Annotated in this window: 14 protein-coding genes, 2 tRNA genes, 3 rRNA genes and 1 pseudogene; 19 read left to right on the top strand and 1 reads right to left on the bottom strand. The window is 41.9% G+C overall.

From position 1 onward, the window contains the following. Positions 1 to 13: 13 nt before the first annotated feature. Genes lysA through dxs form a run of 5 tightly spaced genes read left to right on the top strand, consistent with a single transcriptional unit; the run spans position 14 to position 5953 of the window. Entirely contained in the window at positions 14 to 1216 is a 1203-nt protein-coding gene (lysA, locus tag NITER_RS06505; protein WP_084275312.1) for a diaminopimelate decarboxylase, read from the top strand. Further along, a complete protein-coding gene (locus tag NITER_RS06500) occupies positions 1213 to 1983 on the top strand; it encodes an HAD-IIA family hydrolase (RefSeq protein ID WP_084275313.1) in 771 nt (256 codons plus the stop codon). Before lysA ends, NITER_RS06500 begins: the two co-directional genes overlap by 4 nt. Beyond that, entirely contained in the window at positions 1976 to 3046 is a 1071-nt protein-coding gene (gene pheA / locus NITER_RS06495; RefSeq protein WP_084275314.1) for a prephenate dehydratase, read from the top strand. The genes NITER_RS06500 and pheA overlap by 8 nt, the downstream gene beginning before the upstream one ends. Continuing rightward, positions 3043 to 4149 (top strand): histidinol-phosphate transaminase, encoded by a 1107-nt coding sequence (gene hisC / locus NITER_RS06490; protein ID WP_084275315.1) that lies wholly within the window; start codon positions 3043 to 3045, stop codon positions 4147 to 4149. Before pheA ends, hisC begins: the two co-directional genes overlap by 4 nt. Beyond that, positions 4133 to 5953, top strand: coding sequence for a 1-deoxy-D-xylulose-5-phosphate synthase (gene dxs, locus NITER_RS06485; RefSeq protein WP_231988935.1), 1821 nt, complete (start codon positions 4133 to 4135; stop codon positions 5951 to 5953). Before hisC ends, dxs begins: the two co-directional genes overlap by 17 nt. Before the next feature lie 14 nt (positions 5954 to 5967). Here the strand turns inward: dxs and NITER_RS06480 are convergent, their stop codons facing one another. Beyond that, entirely contained in the window at positions 5968 to 6567 is a 600-nt protein-coding gene (locus NITER_RS06480; RefSeq protein WP_084275317.1) for a peroxiredoxin, read from the bottom strand. A 197-nt stretch (positions 6568 to 6764) separates the two neighbouring features. Here NITER_RS06480 and metK point away from each other — a divergent pair, with 197 nt between their 5' ends. The 14 genes and pseudogenes from metK to NITER_RS06405 all read left to right on the top strand — a co-directional run bounded on the left by metK (position 6765) and on the right by NITER_RS06405 (position 22004). Next, entirely contained in the window at positions 6765 to 7931 is a 1167-nt protein-coding gene (metK, locus tag NITER_RS06475) for a methionine adenosyltransferase (protein ID WP_084275318.1), read from the top strand. A gap of 51 nt (positions 7932 to 7982) precedes the next feature. Continuing rightward, positions 7983 to 8267, top strand: a complete 285-nt coding sequence (locus tag NITER_RS06470) for a 4Fe-4S dicluster domain-containing protein (protein WP_084275319.1) — start codon at positions 7983 to 7985, stop codon at positions 8265 to 8267. Positions 8268 to 8372: 105 nt separating this feature from the next. After that, positions 8373 to 8786 (top strand): nucleoside-diphosphate kinase, encoded by a 414-nt coding sequence (gene ndk / locus NITER_RS06465; RefSeq protein WP_084275320.1) that lies wholly within the window; start codon positions 8373 to 8375, stop codon positions 8784 to 8786. Continuing rightward, positions 8787 to 9164, top strand: a complete 378-nt coding sequence (locus NITER_RS06460) for a DUF177 domain-containing protein (protein ID WP_084275321.1) — start codon at positions 8787 to 8789, stop codon at positions 9162 to 9164. Continuing rightward, complete coding sequence (gene rpmF, locus NITER_RS06455) at positions 9151 to 9303, top strand: 50S ribosomal protein L32 (protein WP_084275322.1); 153 nt, start codon at positions 9151 to 9153, stop codon at positions 9301 to 9303. The genes NITER_RS06460 and rpmF overlap by 14 nt, the downstream gene beginning before the upstream one ends. A gap of 2 nt (positions 9304 to 9305) precedes the next feature. After that, entirely contained in the window at positions 9306 to 10295 is a 990-nt protein-coding gene (plsX, locus tag NITER_RS06450; RefSeq protein ID WP_084275323.1) for a phosphate acyltransferase PlsX, read from the top strand. 10 nt (positions 10296 to 10305) lie between these two features. Continuing rightward, a complete protein-coding gene (locus tag NITER_RS06445; RefSeq protein ID WP_084275324.1) occupies positions 10306 to 11298 on the top strand; it encodes a beta-ketoacyl-ACP synthase III in 993 nt (330 codons plus the stop codon). A gap of 50 nt (positions 11299 to 11348) precedes the next feature. Then, positions 11349 to 12409, top strand: a pseudogene (locus tag NITER_RS06440) (integrase core domain-containing protein). 349 nt (positions 12410 to 12758) lie between these two features. Then, positions 12759 to 14289, top strand: a 16S ribosomal RNA gene (locus NITER_RS06430). Between the two features lie 178 nt (positions 14290 to 14467). Next, positions 14468 to 14544: transfer RNA gene (locus tag NITER_RS06425), tRNA-Ile, on the top strand. Between the two features lie 92 nt (positions 14545 to 14636). After that, a tRNA-Ala gene (locus NITER_RS06420) sits at positions 14637 to 14712 on the top strand. Between the two features lie 355 nt (positions 14713 to 15067). Next, positions 15068 to 17975: ribosomal RNA gene (locus NITER_RS06415) — 23S ribosomal RNA — on the top strand. A 129-nt stretch (positions 17976 to 18104) separates the two neighbouring features. After that, a 5S ribosomal RNA gene (rrf, locus tag NITER_RS06410) occupies positions 18105 to 18220 on the top strand. Together the 16S, 23S and 5S rRNA genes with 2 tRNA genes alongside form the textbook arrangement of a ribosomal RNA operon. Before the next feature lie 142 nt (positions 18221 to 18362). Then, positions 18363 to 22004: a type IIG restriction enzyme/methyltransferase gene (locus tag NITER_RS06405; protein WP_084275325.1), complete on the top strand. Its 3642-nt coding sequence runs from the start codon at positions 18363 to 18365 to the stop codon at positions 22002 to 22004. Positions 22005 to 22008: the final 4 nt, after the last annotated feature.

Below are 22008 nucleotides of genomic sequence, written 5' to 3'. Positions count from 1 at the left end.
AAAAAGGATCTGGATGGATTATAAGGCGCTTGCCCAAAAGTATGGTACACCTCTGTATGTATACGATTTTGATGAGATTTCCCGCAACTATAACAAAATAAAAACTGCTTTCAAAGCAAGAAAATCGATTATTGCGTACGCGGTTAAGGCAAACTCCAATTTAAGTCTTTTAAAGCATTTAGCAAATCTTGGCAGTGGTGCTGATTGTGTAAGCATTGGGGAGATTAAAAGAGCGCTCCTTGCAGGTATTCCCAATTATAAAATTATTTTTAGTGGTGTGGGAAAACGTGATGATGAGATAGCCGAGGCTCTAGAAAAAGATATACTTTTTATAAATATAGAAAGTGAAGCAGAGCTGTTTAGAGTAGAAGAGATTGCTGCAAAACTTGGCAAACAGGCACGCATTAGTGTGAGGGTAAATCCTAATATTGATCCACTCACTCACCCTTATATCTCTACAGGTTTGAGTGAAAATAAATTCGGTGTTGCAATAGATACTGCTAAAAAACTCTATCTTAAAGCTAAAAGTTCACCCTATCTCAATCCTGTAGGTATCCATTTTCATATTGGCAGCCAGTTAACCGAACTTGCACCGATAAAAGAGGCTAGTGCGATTGTAGCAGAACTTACAAGAGCGCTGCAAAAAATAGATATTGATATAAAATTTTTTGATGTTGGTGGAGGTCTTGGGATACGCTACAAAGATGAAAAGACCATTGAGCCTTATGACTATGCGCAAGCAATCCTCTCTACCTTAAGTGGCACAGATATGACGATTATCTGTGAGCCTGGGAGATTTATAGTGGGAAATGCGGGAGTCTTTTTGACAAGTGTGCTCTATGAGAAAGAGACTGGCTCTAAGCGCTTTATTATTGTAGATGGTGGAATGAATGATCTTTTGCGTCCTAGTCTTTATAACGCTTACCATGAGGTAGAAGTTGTAGGAAAGAGTGAGGATGCGAGTTTGGCTGATGTTGTGGGGCCAGTGTGTGAAAGTGGGGATTTTTTTGCTAAGGATCGCCTCCTTCCAAAAACAGAGCATGGAGATATTGTAGTTGTTAAGAGTGCGGGAGCTTATGGATTTGTTATGAGTAGCAACTACAACACGCGCCCACGTCCAGCTGAAGTAGCTATTGAGGGGGGAGAAGATAGGCTCATTCGCGAGCGAGAGAGTTTTGAGTACTTAATAGAGAAAGAAGTAAGGTTTATGGTGTGAAGCTCTTTATCGATGTGCAAGGAACTCTTATTGATGATAAAGATAAACTTCCTATCAAAGGGGCTGTAACATTTATTGATTTGCTCAATAAAAAAGAGATTCCTTATATCATAATTACCAATAATACAAAAAGAGCCGATTTTTTAGAGTATCTTCGCTCCCTTGGATTTGCGATTAAAAAAGATGCATATATAGATCCTTTAATGGTGCTGCAAGAGGTTTTGCAAGCAAAAAAAGTTGCTGCCTATGGAGTAGAGGGATTTTTGGATGTATTGAAGGCAAAAGGATATATTTTAGAATATGAAGCACCTGAAGCTGTAGTTTTGAGTGTCAAAGATAATTATACATTTGATGAGTTTGCACAAATTGATGAGTTTTTACTTCGTGGAGCAGCACTGTATGGAATGCATCAAACATCGATCTATGCAAAAGGAGATAAGCGCTATCCAGGTGTAGGAGCACTTTTAGAGATGTTTCACTTTGCTACGGGAGCCAAGTATAGTGTAGTTGGAAAACCGAGCAGACTCTTTTTTCAAAAAGCGCTCCAAAGAATTGGTGCAAAAGATTTTTCAGAGATTACAATTATTAGTGATGATGTACAAGGAGATCTCCTAGGAGCCCATCAGCTTGGGATGCAAACTGTTTTTGTATTGAGTGGGAAATTTAAAAATGCTGAGGAGATTTTGCCAAAACTCGATTTCAAGCCGGATTTTATTTGCAAAGATATTGGCGAGGCAGCACAATGTTTAGGAGTGGATCATGGATGAGAAATTACAAAAACTGCGCGAAGAGATCGATAGCATAGATGATGCGATTTTAGAGCTCTTAAATAAGCGTATGGAAGTAGTCAAGAAGGTAGGAGAGCTAAAAAACAGAACAAACGCTCCCATATATCGGCCAGAGAGGGAGATTGCTATCCTCAATAGACTCAAAGAAAAAAACAGAGGTCCTCTTAACGATAAAGCTATTGAAGCGATCTTTTTAGAGATATTTGCTGTTTCACGCAATCTGGAGCGCCCTGAGCGTGTAGCCTATTTGGGTCCTGAGGGAAGTTTTACCCACCAGGCTGCAGAGTCTCGCTTTGGTGCTATGAGTGAATATTTACCGACCCACTCTATTGCTGCAGTCTTTAAATCTGTCGAAGCGCAGAGGGCTAAATATGGAGTAGTGCCGATAGAAAACTCTATCGATGGCGTTGTAGGAGAGACGCTCGATCTCCTTGGCAAAAGTGATTTAAAAATTGTTGCAGAAGTCTATATGCCCATTCATCACTCTTTTGCTTCACTCGAAGAGGATCTCAAAAAAATTAAAAAGATCTACTCCAAAGATATTGCCTTTGGCCAATGTAGAAACTTTTTGCAAGAGCACTTCTTAGAAGATGTAGAGCAGATTCCTGTGGAATCTACTGCAAAAGCTGCCATGCTTGCAGCAAAAGAACCAGGGAGTGCAGCAATATGCTCCAATATTGCTGCAAAGCTCTATAATTTACCTATTCTTTTTGAAAATATTGAAGATGTGCATACAAATATGACACGCTTTATAGTGCTTAGTAACTTTAAAAATCAGCGAAGCGGTTTTGATAAGACATCTATCCTTGCAAAACTGCAAGATAGACCAGGAGCCTTGGTGAGATTTTTGGAAGATTTTGATGCAGCAAAGATTAATCTTACAAAAATTGAGTCGCGCCCTGCTGAAGATAAAGATTTTAACTACTGGTTTTATATAGATTTTGATGGGCATGTTGATGATAAGAATGTGCAAGAGGTCTTTGCAAAACACAAAAAAGAGATTAAATGGCTGGGCAGCTATGCAAAAGGAGAGCCCAAATGAGATTTAATGAGAATTTACAAAGACTCAAAACCTACGAAGCGGGGAAACCAATAGAGCTCGTAGTACGAGAGTATGGAATAGATGAAAAGGATATTATTAAGCTCGCATCAAATGAAAATCCTTATGGGACGAGTCCAAAAGTAGTTAAAAAGGTGCAAGAGAATGCGCATAAAATGTATCTCTATCCTGATGATAGTATGTATGAGCTCAAAGCCGCTTTGGCTAAGCGATTTGGTGTGAGTGCAGAGGAGATTATCATTGGAGCCGGTAGTGATCAGGTATTAGAGTTTTGCGCAAGGGCGGTACTCAATGAGCATACGAGTGTACTTATGAGTAAAATTACTTTTGCAATGTATGAGATATATGCGTTGCAGCAAGGATCAAAGATTATTCGTAGCTCCTGCTACCGCCATGATTTGGATGAGTTTTACGATTTATACCAAAAACATAATCCTTCAATCGTGCATATATGCACTCCCAACAATCCTACAGGAGATGCAATTGATAAAGAGTATCTCTACTCCTTTTTAGAAAAGGTAAAAGATCCTTTAGTAGTTGTAGATGGGGCATATATGGAGTATGCTGCCTATAAAGATCCTAAAAAGCTTATACCCCCACGTGAGCTAATTGCAATGTATCCCAATGCTATCTATCTTGGTACATTTTCCAAAGCCTATGGACTTGGAGGTATGCGTGTAGGATATGGGATTGCGCAAAAAGAGATTATCCAGCAGCTTTATAAACTGCGCCCACCTTTTAATATTACTACGCTCTCCCTCCTAGCAGCGACCGAGGCACTTAAAGATGAGGAATTTGTGCAAAGGGCAATTGAGAAAAACTTTGCGCAAATGGATCGCTTTATCCATTTTGCGATGCAAAATGAACTTGAATTTATTGATAGCTATACAAACTTTATTACATATCTCTTACCTCAAAATATCAATGCTAAAGATTTAGCCAATGCCTTGTTGCGTCGCGGTATTATTGTAAGAGATCTCAGTAGCTATGGTATGAATGCACTGCGCATCACCATAGGGACACCAGAGCAAAACAGTATCTTTTTTGAAAAATGTAAAGAGGTATTTGATGAATATAAAAGATAAAAGCATCGAAGAACTCGAAGAGGTAGCATCTTCCATTCGCAAGCGTATCTTAGAGGTAGTAAGCAAAAATGGGGGGCATCTGAGCTCCACATTGGGTGCAGTGGAGCTTATTATTGCGATGCACTATGTTTTTGATGTAAATAAAGATCCCTTCATTTTCGATGTGAGCCATCAAGCCTATGCTCATAAACTTCTTACTGATAGATGGGAGAGGTTTGATACACTCCGCCAGTTTGGAGGAATTAGTGGATATACAAAACCAAGCGAGAGCCCTTATGATTACTATGTAGCAGGGCACAGCTCCACATCTATCTCTTTGGCTGTAGGTGCAGCAAAAGCGATTGCGCTCAAAGGAGAAGATCGAACTCCTGTAGTGCTCATTGGTGATGGAGCAATGAGTGCAGGAATGGTGTATGAAGCGCTTAACGAGCTAGGAGATCGTAAATATCCAGTAGTTATTATTCTCAATGATAATGAGATGAGTATTGCCAAGCCTATAGGTGCTATCAGTAAATATCTAAGTCGCAAGATGGCAAGCCCTTTTTATCAGCATATGAAGAAGCGTACCGAGCAGCTCTTACAGCATCTGCCAGAGTCAGCAACATATATTGCAAAGCGGTTTGAAGAGTCGTTAAAACTTATAACTCCGGGAATTTTGTTTGAAGAGTTGGGGCTTGATTATATAGGTCCAATCGATGGGCACGATCTTAAACTTCTTATAGAAACTCTTACCATTGCCAAAGAGATGCAAAAACCGGTTATTATTCATGCCCAAACAGTAAAGGGAAAAGGGTATAAAATTGCAGAAGGGTACTTTGAGCATTGGCATGGTGTGGGACCTTTTGATCTTGAGACTGGAGAGTCTCTTAAGAGGAGTACCAAGCCGAGTGCCACTTCAATCTTTAGTAAAAAACTTTTAGAACTGGCACGCCAAGATGAAAAAATCGTAGGTGTGACTGCTGCAATGCCAAGCGGAACAGGGCTGAAACCTTTGCTTGAAGAGTTTCCAGATCGCTTTTGGGATGTAGGGATTGCAGAGCAGCATGCAGTCACATCTATGGGGCCTTTAGCAAAAGAGGGTTTTAAGCCCTTTGTAGCCATCTACTCAACCTTTTTACAGCGAGGATATGATCAAGTTATTCACGATATTGCCTTGATGGATCTGCCTGTAGCTTTTGCAATCGATAGAGCAGGGATTGTGGGAGAGGATGGAGAGACGCATCAAGGAGCTTTTGATATAAGCTACTTACGACCTATACCAAATCTCCATCTCTTTGCTCCACGGGATGTTAAGACACTTGAATATGCTATAGAATTTGCCCAAGGTTTTCAAAGACCCTGCGCTTTTCGCTATCCACGAGGTAGTTTTATTCTTGATTGTGATACATTTGAGGCTACACCTTTTGTTCTTGGCAAAGGTGAACTTTTGATTGAAAAAGAGAGTGATATTCTCTTGGTAGGGTATGGCAATGGTGTAGGAAGAGCATATGAGACATTAAAACTGCTCGATTTTGATGCATCTTTGCTCGATTTACGTTTTGTCAAGCCTTTAGATGAAGAGCTTTTAATGCATTTAGCACGGCGCTATAAAAAATGGTTTGTTTTTAGTGATGGTGCAAAACTTGGTGGAGTAGCTAGTGCAATTTTGGAGCTCTTTGCGCAAAAAAATATAGAAGATGTAGCAGTAGTCTCATTTGAGTTTGAGGATAAGTTTATCTCTCATGGAAAAGTAGGCGATGTTGAAGAGGCTTTGGGACTTACGCCAAAGCAGTTGGCGCAAAAAATTAAGCAGAAAACGGGCTAAAAGCCCGTGAAGTGTTAGAGTTCGTCTGCGTGTTTTGCAAGATACTCTGCAACACCTTCAGGAGTTGGTTTCATTGCCTCTTTACCTTTTTCCCACTCTGCTGGACATACTTCGCCATGCTCGTTTGCAAACTCCATAGCATCCACCATACGAATCATCTCATCGATGTTTCTTCCAAGTGGAAGATCATTGATAACGCAGTGGCGGATAGTACCATCTTTATCGATTAAGAAGCTTCCTCTTAGAGCAACTCCTGCTTCTTCAAGCAATACATCATAATCTTTTGCGATCTGCTTTGTAAGATCTGCAACAAGTGGATAGCGGATATTACCAATACCACCTTTTTCAACAGGAGTATTTTTCCATGCAAGGTGTGTATAGTGGCTATCTACTGAGCATCCAATTACATTGATGCCTCTTTTTTTGAATTCATCGAGTCTGTGATCAAAAGCGATGATTTCACTCGGACATACAAATGTAAAATCGAGTGGATAGAAAAAGAGTACCGCTCCCTTTTCACCAATATTTTCATAGAGGTTAAAGTTTTCATTGATAGTGTTATTAGGCATAACTGCTGGTGCAGTAAAATCTGGTGCTTTTTTTGTTACAAGCATCTTTTCTCCTTTTGGATAATTTTTTTCTTTTGAAAAACATTGTAATGATAACAATTTTTAGCTAAATATTTATTAAAAAAAAAGTGTTGCAATAAAAATTTAGTTGCACTCTTTAGTGTAAAAAAATTGCTTCCCAAAGTGATAGATGCAACATTTCCAATTTTGGATATAATTTGCAAAAAACAAAAAGGGATGCTATGGCAAGAGATTACTTATTTACTTCTGAATCGGTAACGGAAGGACATCCAGATAAAATGGCCGATCAGATAAGTGATGCCATCTTAGACTATATTATCCAAAGAGATCCACATGCACGTGTTGCGTGTGAGACGCTTCTAAGTAATGGGTTTGCAATCATTGCAGGCGAGCTCAAAACTCATACGTATGCACCTATGCAAGATATAGTAAGAGAAGTGATTCGTGAAATTGGTTATACAGATGCACTCTATGGATTTGATTATAGAAGTGCTGGAGTGCTCAATGCAGTGGGAGAGCAGTCTCCAGATATTAATCAAGGTGTTGATAAAGCAAGTGGGGAAATAGGCGCAGGTGATCAAGGGCTTATGTTTGGATATGCTTGTACAGAGACTGATGTCCTGATGCCACTGCCAATCACAATGGCACATAGACTTACCTATGAATTAGCACGCGCAAGAAAAGATGGTGTTTTGCCATTTTTACGTCCGGATGGCAAAGCGCAGGTAACAGTACGCTATGAAGATGGTAAGCCAAAAGAGATCAAAACTATTGTTATCTCCACACAACACGATCCAGATGTAAGTTACAACAGGCTCAAAGATGCAGTTATAGAGGAAATAGTCTACAAGGTAATACCAAAAGAGCTCATCGCGGATGACATTGTCTATCATATCAATCCAACAGGAAGGTTTGTTATAGGTGGTCCGCAAGGGGATGCAGGTCTTACTGGCCGCAAAATCATTGTTGATACCTATGGGGGAAGCTGCCCACATGGAGGTGGAGCATTTAGTGGTAAAGATCCTACAAAAGTGGATCGCAGTGGTGCCTATGCTGCAAGGTATGTTGCAAAGAACCTTGTAGCAAGTGGAGTATGCGAAAGAGTTACGATCCAGATTGCTTATGCAATAGGTGTAGTAGAACCTGTTTCTATAATGGTTGATACACACGGTACAGGCAAAGTTGCAGATGAAAAAATTGAAGAGTGCGTTAAAGAACTGTTTGATCTTACACCAAAAGGGATTATAGAGACGTTAGATCTTCTTCGACCAATTTATAGAAAAACTGCAGCATACGGTCATTTTGGCAGGGAGTTACCGGAATTTACATGGGAAATGACAAATAAGGCTGAAGAGATAGCAGAGTTTTTGAGAATAAGCAAAGTTTAAATTTGTTTTGTTATAGTTTGATTGACATTAAACCCAAAGAAGGAGCAAAACATGGCGGTTAAAATTACTGATATCTGCATCAACTGTGGAGCATGTATTGATGAATGTCCAGTTGAAGCAATTGTTGATGATGAAGATAATCCAACAGGAGAAGAGATCTATTATGTATATCCAGATAAATGTGTTGAGTGTGTAGGATATCATGATACTCCTGCATGTGCAGAAGCTTGCCCTACTGAGGGATGTATCGTTTGGGATGTATGCCTTGAAGGCGCAACATGTAGAGATGATGTTCCAGCCGAAGCGAGAGAAAATCATCAGCCTGTAATAGAATAACTTAATTGGGGCACTTGCCCCAATTAAGCCTCCTTTTTAATATTTTCTTATGCTTTCTTTGCTATAATCACCCTCTAAAATTCTGAAAACCCTGTAGGAGCACAAATGGAAAGAACACTTTCTATTATCAAACCGGATGCTGTAGCAAAAAATGTTATTGGCAAGATAATCGACAGATTTGAAACAAATGGACTAAGAATAGCTGCAATGAAAAAAATTAAACTTACAAAAGAGGATGCAGCTAAATTTTATGAAGTACACAAAGAGCGCCCTTTTTTCAATGATCTTGTTGAGTATATGACAAGTGGCCCTGTTGTAGTAATGGTACTAGAGGGTGAAAATGCTGTTGCAAAAAACAGAGAGCTTATGGGTGCTACTAATCCGAAAGAGGCTGCTCCTGGAACAATTCGTGCCGATTTTGCTGAGAGTATTGAAGCAAATGCTGTTCATGGAAGTGACAGTTTGGAAAATGCCCAAAAAGAGATTGCATTTTTCTTTGCACAAAGGGAGATCCTTTAATTGAGAATTGCCTTTAAAAAAATCGGATTCTCAAAAAAAGATGTAGAGGTTACGAAAGACACTCTTACACTCCGTGGAAAATTAGAAAAGAAGAAAGAACTCGTTGATTTCCTTGGTGTCTTGCAAGGAAAGCAAGAGGTAGAGTGTAGTAGATGTGGAGAGAATTTTTTTGTTACAATAGACGAAGAGATTTTTCTTAAATTTAGTGACGGCATCTATGAGGGCTTTGATGAAGAAGCCGATGTAATTGAATTTTACGATGGTTCAATTGATCTTGACGAAGTCATAAATGCAGAAAGCGAGTCGATAAAACTCGACTATCATATCTGTAAAAAGTGTATACAACAAACCGAAGGAGAAGAAAATGGCAGTACCTAAGAGACGTGTAAGCAAAACAAGAGCAGCGAAAAGAAGAACGCACTATAAAATTAAACTAGTAAGACCAGTAAAAGATAAAGATGGCACATGGAAAATGCCACACCATGTAAATCCTACAACAGGCGAATATAAAAGCTAAGCATGATTAAGATTGCTGTCGATGCTATGGGAGGGGATTTCGGTCCTTATCCTATAGTAGAGGGAACATTGTTGGCTCTTAAAGAGCATAAAGATTTCAAAGCCATACTTGTTGGTAAAAAAGAGAAGATTCTTCCACATATCCCCAAAAAATATTCCAATAGAGTAGAGATTGTAGAAGCCAGTGATGTGATTGGTATGGATGAGCCAGCTACTGAAGCGCTTAAACGGAAAGAGAGCTCTATATATAAAGCTATTGAGTTAGTCCGAACACAGCAAGCAGATGGAGTTGTATCGGCAGGCCACAGTGGAGCGACCATGAGTTTAGCGACACTCCGCATGGGAAGATTGAAAAATGTGAGCCGACCTGCTATTGCAACACTTATGCCTACATATAAAAATAAAAAAACGCTTGTTTTGGATGTGGGTGCCAATGTTGATTGTAAGCCGGAACATCTTTTTGAGTTTGGGGTCATGGGAGAAGCGTATGCAAGAGCTGTTCTAAAAAATAGCGAACCAAAAGTTGGCCTCCTTTCTAATGGCGAAGAAGATACCAAAGGTAATGAACTTACAAAAGCAGCATTTTCGCTACTACGTTCTTTACCTACTTTTACAGGCAATGTAGAAGGCAATAATATTTTTGATGGCAGTGTTGATGTTGTTGTTTGTGACGGATTTACTGGGAATATTTTGCTCAAAACCAGTGAGGGTGTTGCAGACGCAATAAGTAAGCTTATAAAGAAAAATATAAAAAAGAGTCCAGTGAGCATGGCTGGGGCACTAATGATGAAAAAAGTTTTTCGTATGCTCAAAAAAGAGATTGATTATAGTGAGTATGGTGGTGCACCTTTGATTGGTGTAAAAGGGTGTGCAATAATAAGTCATGGAAAGAGTACACCTAAAGCTATCAAAAACGCTATCAATCAAGCTATTAATTACATTCGATCTGATATTAATAGTTATATAGAAAAACGGCTCGAAGAGGTAAAATAAAGGATAGAAATTGTATGCAGCACTGCGCTCTATCGGGGCTTACATTCCAAAAAATGTTTTGACTAACCATGATTTAGAAAAAATGGTTGATACAAGTGATGAATGGATTACAAAGCGTACAGGTATCAAAACGCGTTATATTGCTGATAAAGATGAATCTACAAGCGATCTTGGTGTAAATGCAGCTCGTAATGCTTTAGAACGTGCTGGTATGCAAGTTACTGATGTAGATATGATTGTTTGTGCAACAATTTCTCCAGACTACTTTTGTATGCCTTCTACCGCTTGCATGATTGCAAAAAAACTAGAAATTGCTAATATTCCGGCTTTTGATATCAGCGCAGCTTGTAGTGGATTTATATATGCGTTAGCCACTGCAAAAGCTTTTATAGAGAGTGGTATGGCAAAAAATGTTTTAATTATTGGCGCAGAGAAATTGAGTGCTATAGTTGATTATACAGATCGTACAACATGTATCCTTTTTGGAGATGGTGCAGGTGCTGCTATTGTAAGTGCTACAGAAAACAAAGATGAAGCAATCAAAGACATTAATATTGCAGCTGATGGGAAATATTATGACTATCTTATAACGCCAGGGTGTGGTACAAATAGACCTTGTAGCGAAGAGGTTTTGAAAGAGAGAGAGTGCTACATCAAAATGAAGGGCAACGAGACTTTTAAAGTAGCAGTAAAAACGCTAACAAATGATGTGATTGAGATATTAGAAAAAAATAAAATTAAGAGTGAAGAGATAGATTTTTTTGTCCCACACCAAGCAAATTATCGTATTCTCAATGCAGTTGCTAATGCTTTGGGACTTTCCCAAGAACAGATAGTTATGACTGTAAGTAAATATGGGAATACCTCTTCAGCTTCTATTCCAATGGCGATAAATGAAATATATGAACAAGGGCTTTTAAAAAGTGGAGATTTGATGCTGCTTGATGCATTTGGTGGCGGTTTTACATGGGGTAGTGCCCTTGTACCTTTTGCAGGCCAATGAGCTCTGCATAAGTTCAAACACATATGGCACTCTGAGAGGGAGAGTGAGGAGTGCAAATCAAATACACGTTGCCAGGGCTCAAAGGATATAAAAGATTAGAGAGGATATACTACAATTCGCTTATGATAAGCGAAGAGGCAAAAAGAAGAAAAAAGATATTGGAGTTTTGGGAAAAATATGGACTAGCAGCAACAACTGAAGCTTTTGGAGTAAGCAGAAGAACACTCTTTCGATGGAAAAAGAGTTTAAATGATGCAGATGGCGATATAAAAGCCTTAAATCCAAAATCACGAAGACCAAAAAGAGTAAGAGAGTCAAAAGTTCCAATAGAAGTTATTAAAGAGATAAAACGATTAAGAAAAGCATATCCCAACATCGGCAAAGCAAAACTCTACCACCTGCTTAAACCTTTTTGTGAAGAAAAAGAACTTAAAACTCCCTCGGAATCCACAATAGGAAGAATAATCGCAAAAGCACCAGATACAATGAGACTTTTTCCCTACCGCATCGATACAAAAGGAAAAGTGAAACCAAAAAAGAAGACACAAAAAAACAGAAAACCAAAAAACCTCAAATCTAAACCATTTGAACTGTGGGCAGTCGATACCATCCAAATAGTATCAAACGGTATAAAACGATATATCCTTACTATGATTGACCCACTCACACGTATTGCATTCGCAGTAGCAATTCCATCTAAAAGAGCAAAACATACTGCATATGCTCTTGAAGCTTTAATTGATGGAATAACTTCCATCAAACAAAAACGTAAACTTGCAATTCTTTCAGATAATGGCAGTGAATTTAAAAAAGAGTTTGATGCTCTGCTTGAACAAAAAGGCTTTACACACACTACTGGACATATCCAAGGAGCCCTAAAATGAATGCACACAATGAAAGATTCAATAGAACAATTCAAGAACAATTTATTCAATACTATGAAGATTTACTCTTTACAGATTTGGATGAATTCAATAAAAAATTAGCAAAATGGCTCATCGATTACAATACCAAAATACCACACTCTTCTCTTAATTTTAAATCTCCGGTACAATACCTTCTTGAAAATCATTATGAGTGCCATATGTATTGGACTTATACAAGCTCTTGACAAAGCCAAGCTATTAAAATATAATTCCTTCTCTCAAACGCGGGGGCTCTAAAGAGAGTGATTAGCGTGAGAGGGGTTCTTGACAAAGAGCTGAAAGTTTGGCATAATTTCAGTCCTCGAAAAAAGAGGGGTTGAGAGAAATCTTAAGAGAGATTTCAAAGAGTTCTTGACAAAAATCGAGAGATTGAGTAAAATAACGCCCCTTGAAAAAGAGAGCTGAGAAGAGTTCAAATCACTTATCTTGAGTGAAGATGAGTGAGAGAGTTCTTGTGAATTTAGGATCTTTGACAACTAGACAGAGACGAGTCCTTTGAGTTTTAAAAGAGGATTTTAAAACTTCATAAAGATATTTATGGAGAGTTTGATCCTGGCTCAGAGTGAACGCTGGCGGCGTGCTTAACACATGCAAGTCGAGCGAGAACGGCTCTATCCTTCGGGATAGAGTGTCAGCTAAGCGGCGCACGGGTGAGTAACACGTAGCTAACCTGCCCCATAGTGGGGGATAACAGCCCGAAAGGGCTGCTAATACCCTATACTCCTTCCATACGAAAGTATGGTTGTGGAAAGCGTTAGCGCTATGGGATGGGGCTGCGGCCTATCAGCTAGTTGGTGGGGTAAAGGCCTACCAAGGCTATGACGGGTAGCTGGTCTGAGAGGATGGTCAGCCACACTGGAACTGAGACACGGTCCAGACTCCTACGGGAGGCAGCAGTGGGGAATATTGCACAATGGGGGAAACCCTGATGCAGCAACGCCGCGTGGAGGATGACGCCCTTCGGGGTGTAAACTCCTTTTGACAGGGAAGAAGATGACGGTACCTGTCGAATAAGCACCGGCTAACTCCGTGCCAGCAGCCGCGGTAATACGGAGGGTGCAAGCGTTACTCGGAATCACTGGGCGTAAAGGGCGCGTAGGCGGTCTGCTAAGTTGGATGTGAAAGCCCACAGCTTAACTGTGGAACTGCGTCCAAAACTGGTAGACTAGAGTCCGGAAGAGGCAGGTGGAATTGGTGGTGTAGGGGTAAAATCCGTAGAGATCACCAGGAATACCCATTGCGAAGGCGACCTGCTGGGACGGTACTGACGCTGAGGCGCGAAAGCGTGGGGAGCAAACAGGATTAGATACCCTGGTAGTCCACGCCCTAAACGATGGATGCTAGTCGTTGGGGTGCTAGTCACCTCAGTGATGCAGCTAACGCAATAAGCATCCCGCCTGGGGAGTACGGCCGCAAGGCTAAAACTCAAAGGAATAGACGGGGACCCGCACAAGCGGTGGAGCATGTGGTTTAATTCGAAGATACGCGAAGAACCTTACCTGGGCTTGACATCCCTGGAACCCTCTAGAGATAGAGGGGTGCCTCCTTTTGGGGGAGCCAGGTGACAGGTGCTGCACGGCTGTCGTCAGCTCGTGTCGTGAGATGTTGGGTTAAGTCCCGCAACGAGCGCAACCCTCGTCCTTAGTTGCCAGCACTTCGGGTGGGCACTCTAAGGAGACTGCCCGGGTAACCGGGAGGAAGGTGAGGATGACGTCAAGTCATCATGGCCCTTATGCCCAGGGCGACACACGTGCTACAATGGCGCGTACAGAGAGAGGCAATACCGCGAGGTGGAGCAAATCTCTAAAGCGCGTCCCAGTTCGGATTGCAGTCTGCAACTCGACTGCATGAAGTCGGAATCGCTAGTAATCGCGGATCAGCCATGCCGCGGTGAATACGTTCCCGGGTCTTGTACTCACCGCCCGTCACACCATGGGAGTTGAGCTCACCCGAAGCCGGGGGACCGACCCGAAAGGGAGGACCCCTGTCGACGGTGGGCTCAGCGACTGGGGTGAAGTCGTAACAAGGTAACCGTAGGAGAACCTGCGGTTGGATCACCTCCTTTCTAGAGTGATGATCCAAAGATTCGTTTCTTTGGATGGAAGAGTCAATAAGTACTCACACTTATTGACTCAGGGGGCTCGTTCTCTGTCTAGTTGTGAGAGATCAAGGATGTTCTTTGAAAAGGAAAAGTGGAGTCAAGAGCTAAGAGAAGCCCTTATCAGGGGCGGAGCTTTAATAATGGGCCTGTAGCTCAGGTGGTTAGAGCGCACCCCTGATAAGGGTGAGGTCAGAGGTTCAAGTCCTCTCAGGCCCACCAGTTTAGTTGAATCTTGCCTAGATTTTCCAGCTCACGTACTCAGTTGTACGCTACGCTAAAAAATCTAAACAATTCACAACTAAACACAAGATGGGGTCTTAGCTCAGCTGGGAGAGCGCCTGCCTTGCACGCAGGAGGTCACCGGTTCGATCCCGGTAGACTCCACCAAGATAAAAGCACGTAGTTGGGAGTGTAAGAGAGATTACATTGCCGACTGCGTGCTTTGCACGGGAGGAGCGTAAAGCAAACGACAACTGCTTGTCGTTTGTAGCTGCGCACGGCGATGCGTATATGCGCGAGCGGAGCGAGTGCATAGCATACGCCTGTGAGAGGTTACCGGAAGGGTCATCGGTAGACTCCACCAAAGTCTAAAAAGAATCTTCAGAGGAAGATTGTTTTTAGACTTTTAAGTCTAAGGTTATTTGACAACTCATTGTTCGTAGTAAAAGAGGTAAAAACAATAGGCAAGCTGTTTTACTTGACTAAGGTAGTTGAGTAAGGCGGCGGTGCGTCTTAGAAGTAGGTGTAAGCTACAAAGGGCGTACGGTGGATGCCTAGGGTGATGGAGGCGATGAAGGACGTGCTAGGCTGCGAAAAGCCTCGGGGAGCTGCCAAGAAGCGTTGATCCGGGGATTTCCGAATGGGGCAACCCGGCCAGTAGTAATACTGGTCACCTGACTATGTCAGGGGCGAACCCGGGGAAGTGAAACATCTCAGTACCCGGAGGAAAAGAAATCAACCGAGATTCTCCTAGTAGCGGCGAGCGAACGGGGAGTAGCCCGCCTCTGTGTAGCCTACATTATAGTTGAATTACCTGGAAAGGTAAGCCATAGAAGGTGATAGCCCTGTAGACGAAATAGTGTAGGTGGGACTAAGCAGAGGCCTTGCGAGTAGGTCGGGACACGTGTTATCCTGACTGAAGATGGGGGGACCACCCTCCAAGGCTAAATACTACCATCACACCGATAGTGCACAAGTACCGTGAGGGAAAGGTGAAAAGAACCCCAGTGAGGGGAGTGAAATAGAACCTGAAACCGTATGCCTACAATCATTCGGAGCCCTATGAGCTTCGGCTCAGGGTGACGGACTGCCTTTTGCATAATGAGCCTGCGAGTTGTGGTCAGTGGCGAGGTTAAGCAAACGCGAAGCCGTAGCGAAAGCGAGTCTGAATAGGGCGATTGAGTCACTGGCTGCAGACCCGAAGCCGGGTGATCTATCCATGGCCAGGCTGAAGTGGGGGTAAGACCCCATGGAGGGCCGAACCAGTGGAGGTTGAAAACTCCTTGGATGAGCTGTGGATAGGGGTGAAAGGCCAAACAAACTCGGTGATAGCTGGTTCTCTGCGAAATATATTTAGGTATAGCCTCAGGAAGTAGCTACAGGGGGTAGAGCACTGATAGGGCTAGGGCTGCTCACCGCGGTACCAAACCCTGTCAAACTCCGAATACCTGTAGTGTAATCCTGGGAGTCAGGCGTAGGGTGATAAAATCCTATGTCGAGAGGGGAACAACCCAGACTGCCGACTAAGGTCCCCAAGTTGTGACTAAGTGGAAAACGATGTGGGGCTGCTTAGACAACCAGGAGGTTGGCTTAGAAGCAGCCATCCTTTAAAGAAAGCGTAACAGCTCACTGGTCTAGCGGCCCTGCGCGGAAAATATAACGGGGCTAAGTCACACACCGAAGTCGCAGGTGCATACTGGTGTATGCGCGGTAGCAGAGCGTTCCAGTCAGCGGTGAAGCTGTACCGGTGAGGAGCAGTGGAGCGGCTGGAAGTGAGCATGCAGGCATGAGTAGCGATAAAAGTGGTGAGAATCCACTTCGCCGAAAACCCAAGGTTTCCTACGCGATGCTCGTCAACGTAGGGTTAGTCGGGTCCTAAGCCGAGTCCGAGAGGGGTAGGCGATGGGAAATCGGTTAATATTCCGATACCTACTTACTACAAGGCGATGGAGGGACGCTTAGGGCTAGCCGGGGTCCGTGATGGAATACGGGCTCGAAGGGTGTAGGCTGCTAGGTAGGCAAATCCGCCTAGCGTGAGGCCGAGACCTGACAGGCCCCCAAAGCCCTTCGGGGCGGCGGGGGAACCGGTGATGCCGTCGAGCCGAGAAAAGCTTCTAAGCCGTTTAAGTAGTAAGTAGCCCGTACCGTAAACCGACACAGGTGGGTGAGATGAGTATTCTAAGGCGCGCGGAAGAACCCTGGTCAAGGAACTCTGCAAACTGGCACCGTATCTTCGGTATAAGGTGTGCCCGTAGTAGGTGAAGGCCCATGCGGCTGGAGCCGAGGCGGGTCGCAGCGAAGCGCTCCATCCGACTGTTTATCAAAAACACAGCACTATGCTAACTCGTAAGAGGATGTATATGGTGTGACGCCTGCCCGGTGCCGGAAGGTTAAGGGGATCGCTTAGCTCTTCGGAGCGAAGGCGTGAACCGAAGCCCCGGTAAACGGCGGCCGTAACTATAACGGTCCTAAGGTAGCGAAATTCCTTGTCGGTTAAATACCGACCTGCATGAATGGCGTAACGAGATGGGGGCTGTCTCGACCAGGGATCCGGTGAAATTGTAGTGGAGGTGAAAATTCCTCCTACCCGCGGAAAGACGGAAAGACCCCGTGGACCTTTACTACAGCTTGGTACTGCCATCGGGATGAGGATGTGCAGGATAGGTGGGAGGCTGAGAAGCCAGGGCGCCAGCTCTGGTGGAGCCGTCCTTGAGATACCACCCTTCCTCATTCTGGTGGCTAACTCGCCACAGTTATCCTGTGGGAGGACAATGCCTGGCGGGTAGTTTGACTGGGGCGGTCGCCTCCTAAAGAGTAACGGAGGCTTACAAAGGTTGGCTCAAAGCGGTTGGAAATCGCTTGGAGAGTATAAAGGCATAAGCCAGCCTGACTGTGAGAGAGACAACTCGAGCAGAGACGAAAGTCGGTCTTAGTGATCCGGTGGTTCTGAGTGGAAGGGCCATCGCTCAAAGGATAAAAGGTACCCCGGGGATAACAGGCTGATCTCCCCCAAGAGCTCACATCGACGGGGAGGTTTGGCACCTCGATGTCGGCTCATCGCATCCTGGGGCTGGAGCAGGTCCCAAGGGTATGGCTGTTCGCCATTTAAAGCGGTACGCGAGCTGGGTTCAGAACGTCGTGAGACAGTTCGGTCCCTATCTTCCGTGGGCGTAGGAAGGCTGAGGAGAGCTGACCCTAGTACGAGAGGACCGGGTTGGACGTGCCACTGGTGTACCAGTTGTCCTGCCAAGGGCACCGCTGGGTAGCTATGCACGGAACGGATAACCGCTGAAGGCATCTAAGCGGGAAGCCGACTCCAAGATGAGCCTTCCCTGAAGGACGGTGGAAGACTACCACCTTGATAGGCTGGGTGTGTAAGCGCAGCAATGCGTTTAGCTGACCAGTACTAATAGTCCGTTTGGCTTACACATAACATATGCACCGCCGCCTTACTGAGCTACCGCTCTTTGCTACGAACAATGAGTGTTCTTTAAATAAAACTATTGTCTCAATGACAAGAGAAGAGAGTCTTTTAACTCCAAAAGCCTCTCTTCTCTTGTCCTGGTGCCTATAGAGCGGAGGAAACGCCCAGTCCCATTTCGAACCTGGAAGCTAAGCTCCGCATCGCTGATGATACTGCAGCCTTCGGCTGTGGAAAAGTAGGTCGGCGCCAGGCCAAGATTTTTTCCTTCGATTACTTCTTCGATTAATATTTCACATAATTACAAAATCTAAGAAATTAACTCTTCTATAATACATTTTTAAATTCTTTATAATTATAATTGTTTACCATATTATCTAAACCTTTTTGGAGTACAATGTTGCAGATAAAAATTTTTCCACCAAGAAAAGTATTTTCTCCACTCTATTCTAAAAAAAGCATAACAAAATCTGCTCTACATAATTTCGATGATATATTGAAAAGATATCTTGATAATCTTCATGAGCAGATAAAAATGCAGCAAACAGAGCCTGTTATGGTTTCATCTGTTTTGAAGCCTTTTTTTGACTCAATGCATTACGATGCGCAAAGTTTTTCTCAAAAAGGACAAAGCGGTATAGATTTGGCCTTAATGCATGATGGTAAGCCTGCAGTAATTTTAGAAGCTAAAAGACCGGACTCTTCCGCCAACATATCACAAAGTGATCCAAATAAAAAAGCTCTCCATGAAGCAATACTCTATTTTATGCGTGAACGTGACCAAGATAATTATAATCTTTATCACATTATTATTACAAATTTTTACCAATGGTATATATTTGATGCTAAAGAGTTTGATAAACTCTTTTGGCAAAACAAAGAGATAAGAAAAATCTATGAAAATATAAAAAATCCTTCCACATTGATTGATAAAACCAAAGAGTTTTACAAACTGCTGCAAAATAAGCTTTCCAAGCAAGATATAACAATAGAAGCAGCTTATGTAGATTTGCAAAAACCGATGAGTGAAAGCCAAAAGGCTGCACTTTATAAGCTTTTCTCAAAAAAGTATCTTTTTAAAACATTTAATCCCAATGATGCGAATAAACTTGATAGAGGTTTTTATAATGAGTTGCTCTACATTTTGGGACTAGAAGAGAAAAAAGTAGGCGGTAAAAAGATCATTGATAGAGCCACAACTCCTCACATGGCTTCTTTGTATGAGAATATTGCAAGGAATTTGGAGTATACAGGATATAGGGCAAATTTTGAAATTGTATTGCAACTCTTAATCATCTGGATGAATCGTATTTTATTTATGAAGCTTCTTGAGGCGCAGCTGCTTCAATGGAATAGTGGTGAAGAACGTTATAAATTTTTACATATTCAGACTATAAAAGATTTTGATGTATTGAAGATATTCTTTTTTGATATTCTTGCAAGACCACAGCACAAAAGAGTTCACAAAGAGTATGAGCATATTCCTTATCTCAATTCCTCACTCTTTGAGATATCACCAGTTGAGAAGGAATATATAGATATTTCAAATCTTGAAGATAACTGCGAGCTACCCTATTACTCCAAAACGGTTTTGCGTGATGAGAATGGGAAACGGCGCAAAGGCAGTTGCAATATGCTGCAGTATCTCTTCGAGTTTCTCGATGCTTATGATTTTTCCAGTGAAGGTATGGAAGAGATTACTAAAGATAATAAGACTCTTATTAATGCTGCAGTATTAGGACTTATTTTTGAAAAACTCAATGGATATAAAGAGGGAAGCTACTATACTCCAAGCTTTGTGACAATGTATATGGCAAGAGAGACGATTGAAAGAGCAATTATAAAAAAGTTCAATACGCTCAAAGGGTGGAAGTGTAAAACTCTTGGTGATCTTGATGAAAAGATTGAAGATAAAAAAGAAGCAAATGAGATTATAAATTCACTTACAATTTGTGATCCAGCAGTTGGGAGCGGACACTTTCTCGTTTCTGCACTCAATACCATTCTTGCAATAAAAAGCGAACTTCGCCTTTTATATGATGTGCAGGGCAAACGCATCAAAGACTATATTTTGGAAGTGGAAAATGATGAATTAATTATTAGAGATGATGAAGGCGAGATATTTGAGTATCGACGTGGTTCTCAAGAGGGATATAGAATACAAAGAGCAATATTTGAAGAGAAAAAGAGAATTATTGAAAACTCTCTTTTTGGTGTCGATATCAATCCCAATGCGGCACATATTGCAAGACTTCGACTTTGGATCGAGCTGCTTAAACATAGCTACTATGATGAAAATGGACAGCTTGTAACTATGCCAAACATAGATATCAATATAAAAGTTGGCAACTCTTTGGTGAGCAGATATGGGCTCCATGATGAGATAACAATACCCAATATCCAGTATGAGATCGAGAAGTACAAAAAGCTTGTACGTGAATATAAAGATGGGATTTTTGAGGGGACAAAAGAGCAGATGCAAGAGTCCATTGAGAGGCTCAAAGAGATGTTTGGCCAGACACTCCAAGAGCAATGGAAACAAAAACAGACGTACAAAAAGAAGCTCAAAGAATATGTACAAGATTATGGTTTTGATGGGTTACGTGATGAGATGATGCTTGATGCCATTCAGTTTGGTTATGGAAGGCAGGGAATATTATTTGTGAAAGAAAATGATGATGCCAAAAAGCAAAAGAGATTTTTGCAAGAGATAGAAGAGATCTATCAACAGATAGAAGAGATTCGATTAGGACGTGTATATGAAAATGCTTTTGAATGGCGCTTTGAGTTTCCAGAAGTACTGGATGAAGAGGGAAATTTTGTAGGATTTAATGTAATACTTGGAAATCCACCATATATTTCACTGAGTAAGCTCAAGGGAATTGATTATGCTCTTTTTGGCTATCAAGCTTACGATAAGAGGGGGGATATTTTAGCACTTTTTGTCGAAAAGTCTCTCTCCTTGATAAATAAGCAAGGAATAGTTTCACTCATTACATCCAATAGCTGGCTCAAGACCCGTTATGGTGAAGTACTCAAAAAGATTCTTGAAAATTCAGGCAGATCGGTCAATGTGCTCGATTTTGAAGATACGCAGATTTTTGATGAAGCAACAGTGGAGACTTGTATTATTACAATAGGAAGTGAAGAGAACCCATCGTTTCAAGTGGTAAATATTCGCAAGTTTGATGTACAAAATGCTACAGTGCAAACTCTACAAGATACTATTGAGCGGTTTGCAAGGAGTGGCGCAAAAGAGGCTGCTCTGATGCGCCGTATTGAGAAGCAGGGCATACCACTGGGAGAGAGGGATATTTCAATAAATTACGGCATAAAAACTGGATACAATAAGGCCTTTATCATCGATGCTGCTACTAAAAATAGGCTTGTAGAGCAAGATCCAAAAAGTGCCGAACTGCTCAAGCCTCTGATCCGAGGGCGTGATGTGTACAAATATAAAATTAATTGGGCAGGTATGTGGCTTATCAATACTCATAACAACCCACCTGTTGATGTTGAACAATATCCTGCCATTAAAGCGTATTTGGATCAGTTTTATGAAAAACTCGTCAAACGAAAGGACCAAGGTAATACCCCTTACAATCTGAGAAACTGTGCCTATCTTGATGATTTTGAAAAACCGAAAATTGTTTGGGGTGAAATTTCGGATAAGCCGAAGTTTGCTTATGATGATGAGGGTTTTTATGTAGAGGCAACCGGTTTTATTATGATTGGAAATGATTTGAAATTTCTTTTGGGTATTCTAAATTCAAAGCTTTCGAAATGGTATTTTGAGCATATATCAACTACCACTGGTATGGGTACAAATCGATGGAAAAAGTTTAAACTTGAACAGTTGCCAATAGTAAAGTGTGATGACAAAGATGATTTTATAACAATTGTCGATCAGATTATCCAAAAGAAAAAGAGTGGTGAGGATACAAAAGAGCTTGAAGATAAAATCGATGCAATGATTTATGATCTTTATAATCTTACGCAAGAGGAAAAAGAGCTTATAGAAAAAAGTGTAATACAGTGAGAGC

It is taken from the genome of Nitratiruptor tergarcus DSM 16512 (assembly GCF_027946175.1).
Lineage (GTDB): Bacteria > Campylobacterota > Campylobacteria > Campylobacterales > Nitratiruptoraceae > Nitratiruptor > Nitratiruptor tergarcus.
Note: the sequence above shows the minus strand (reverse complement) of the source record. Positions and strands in the feature narration are given on the sequence as shown.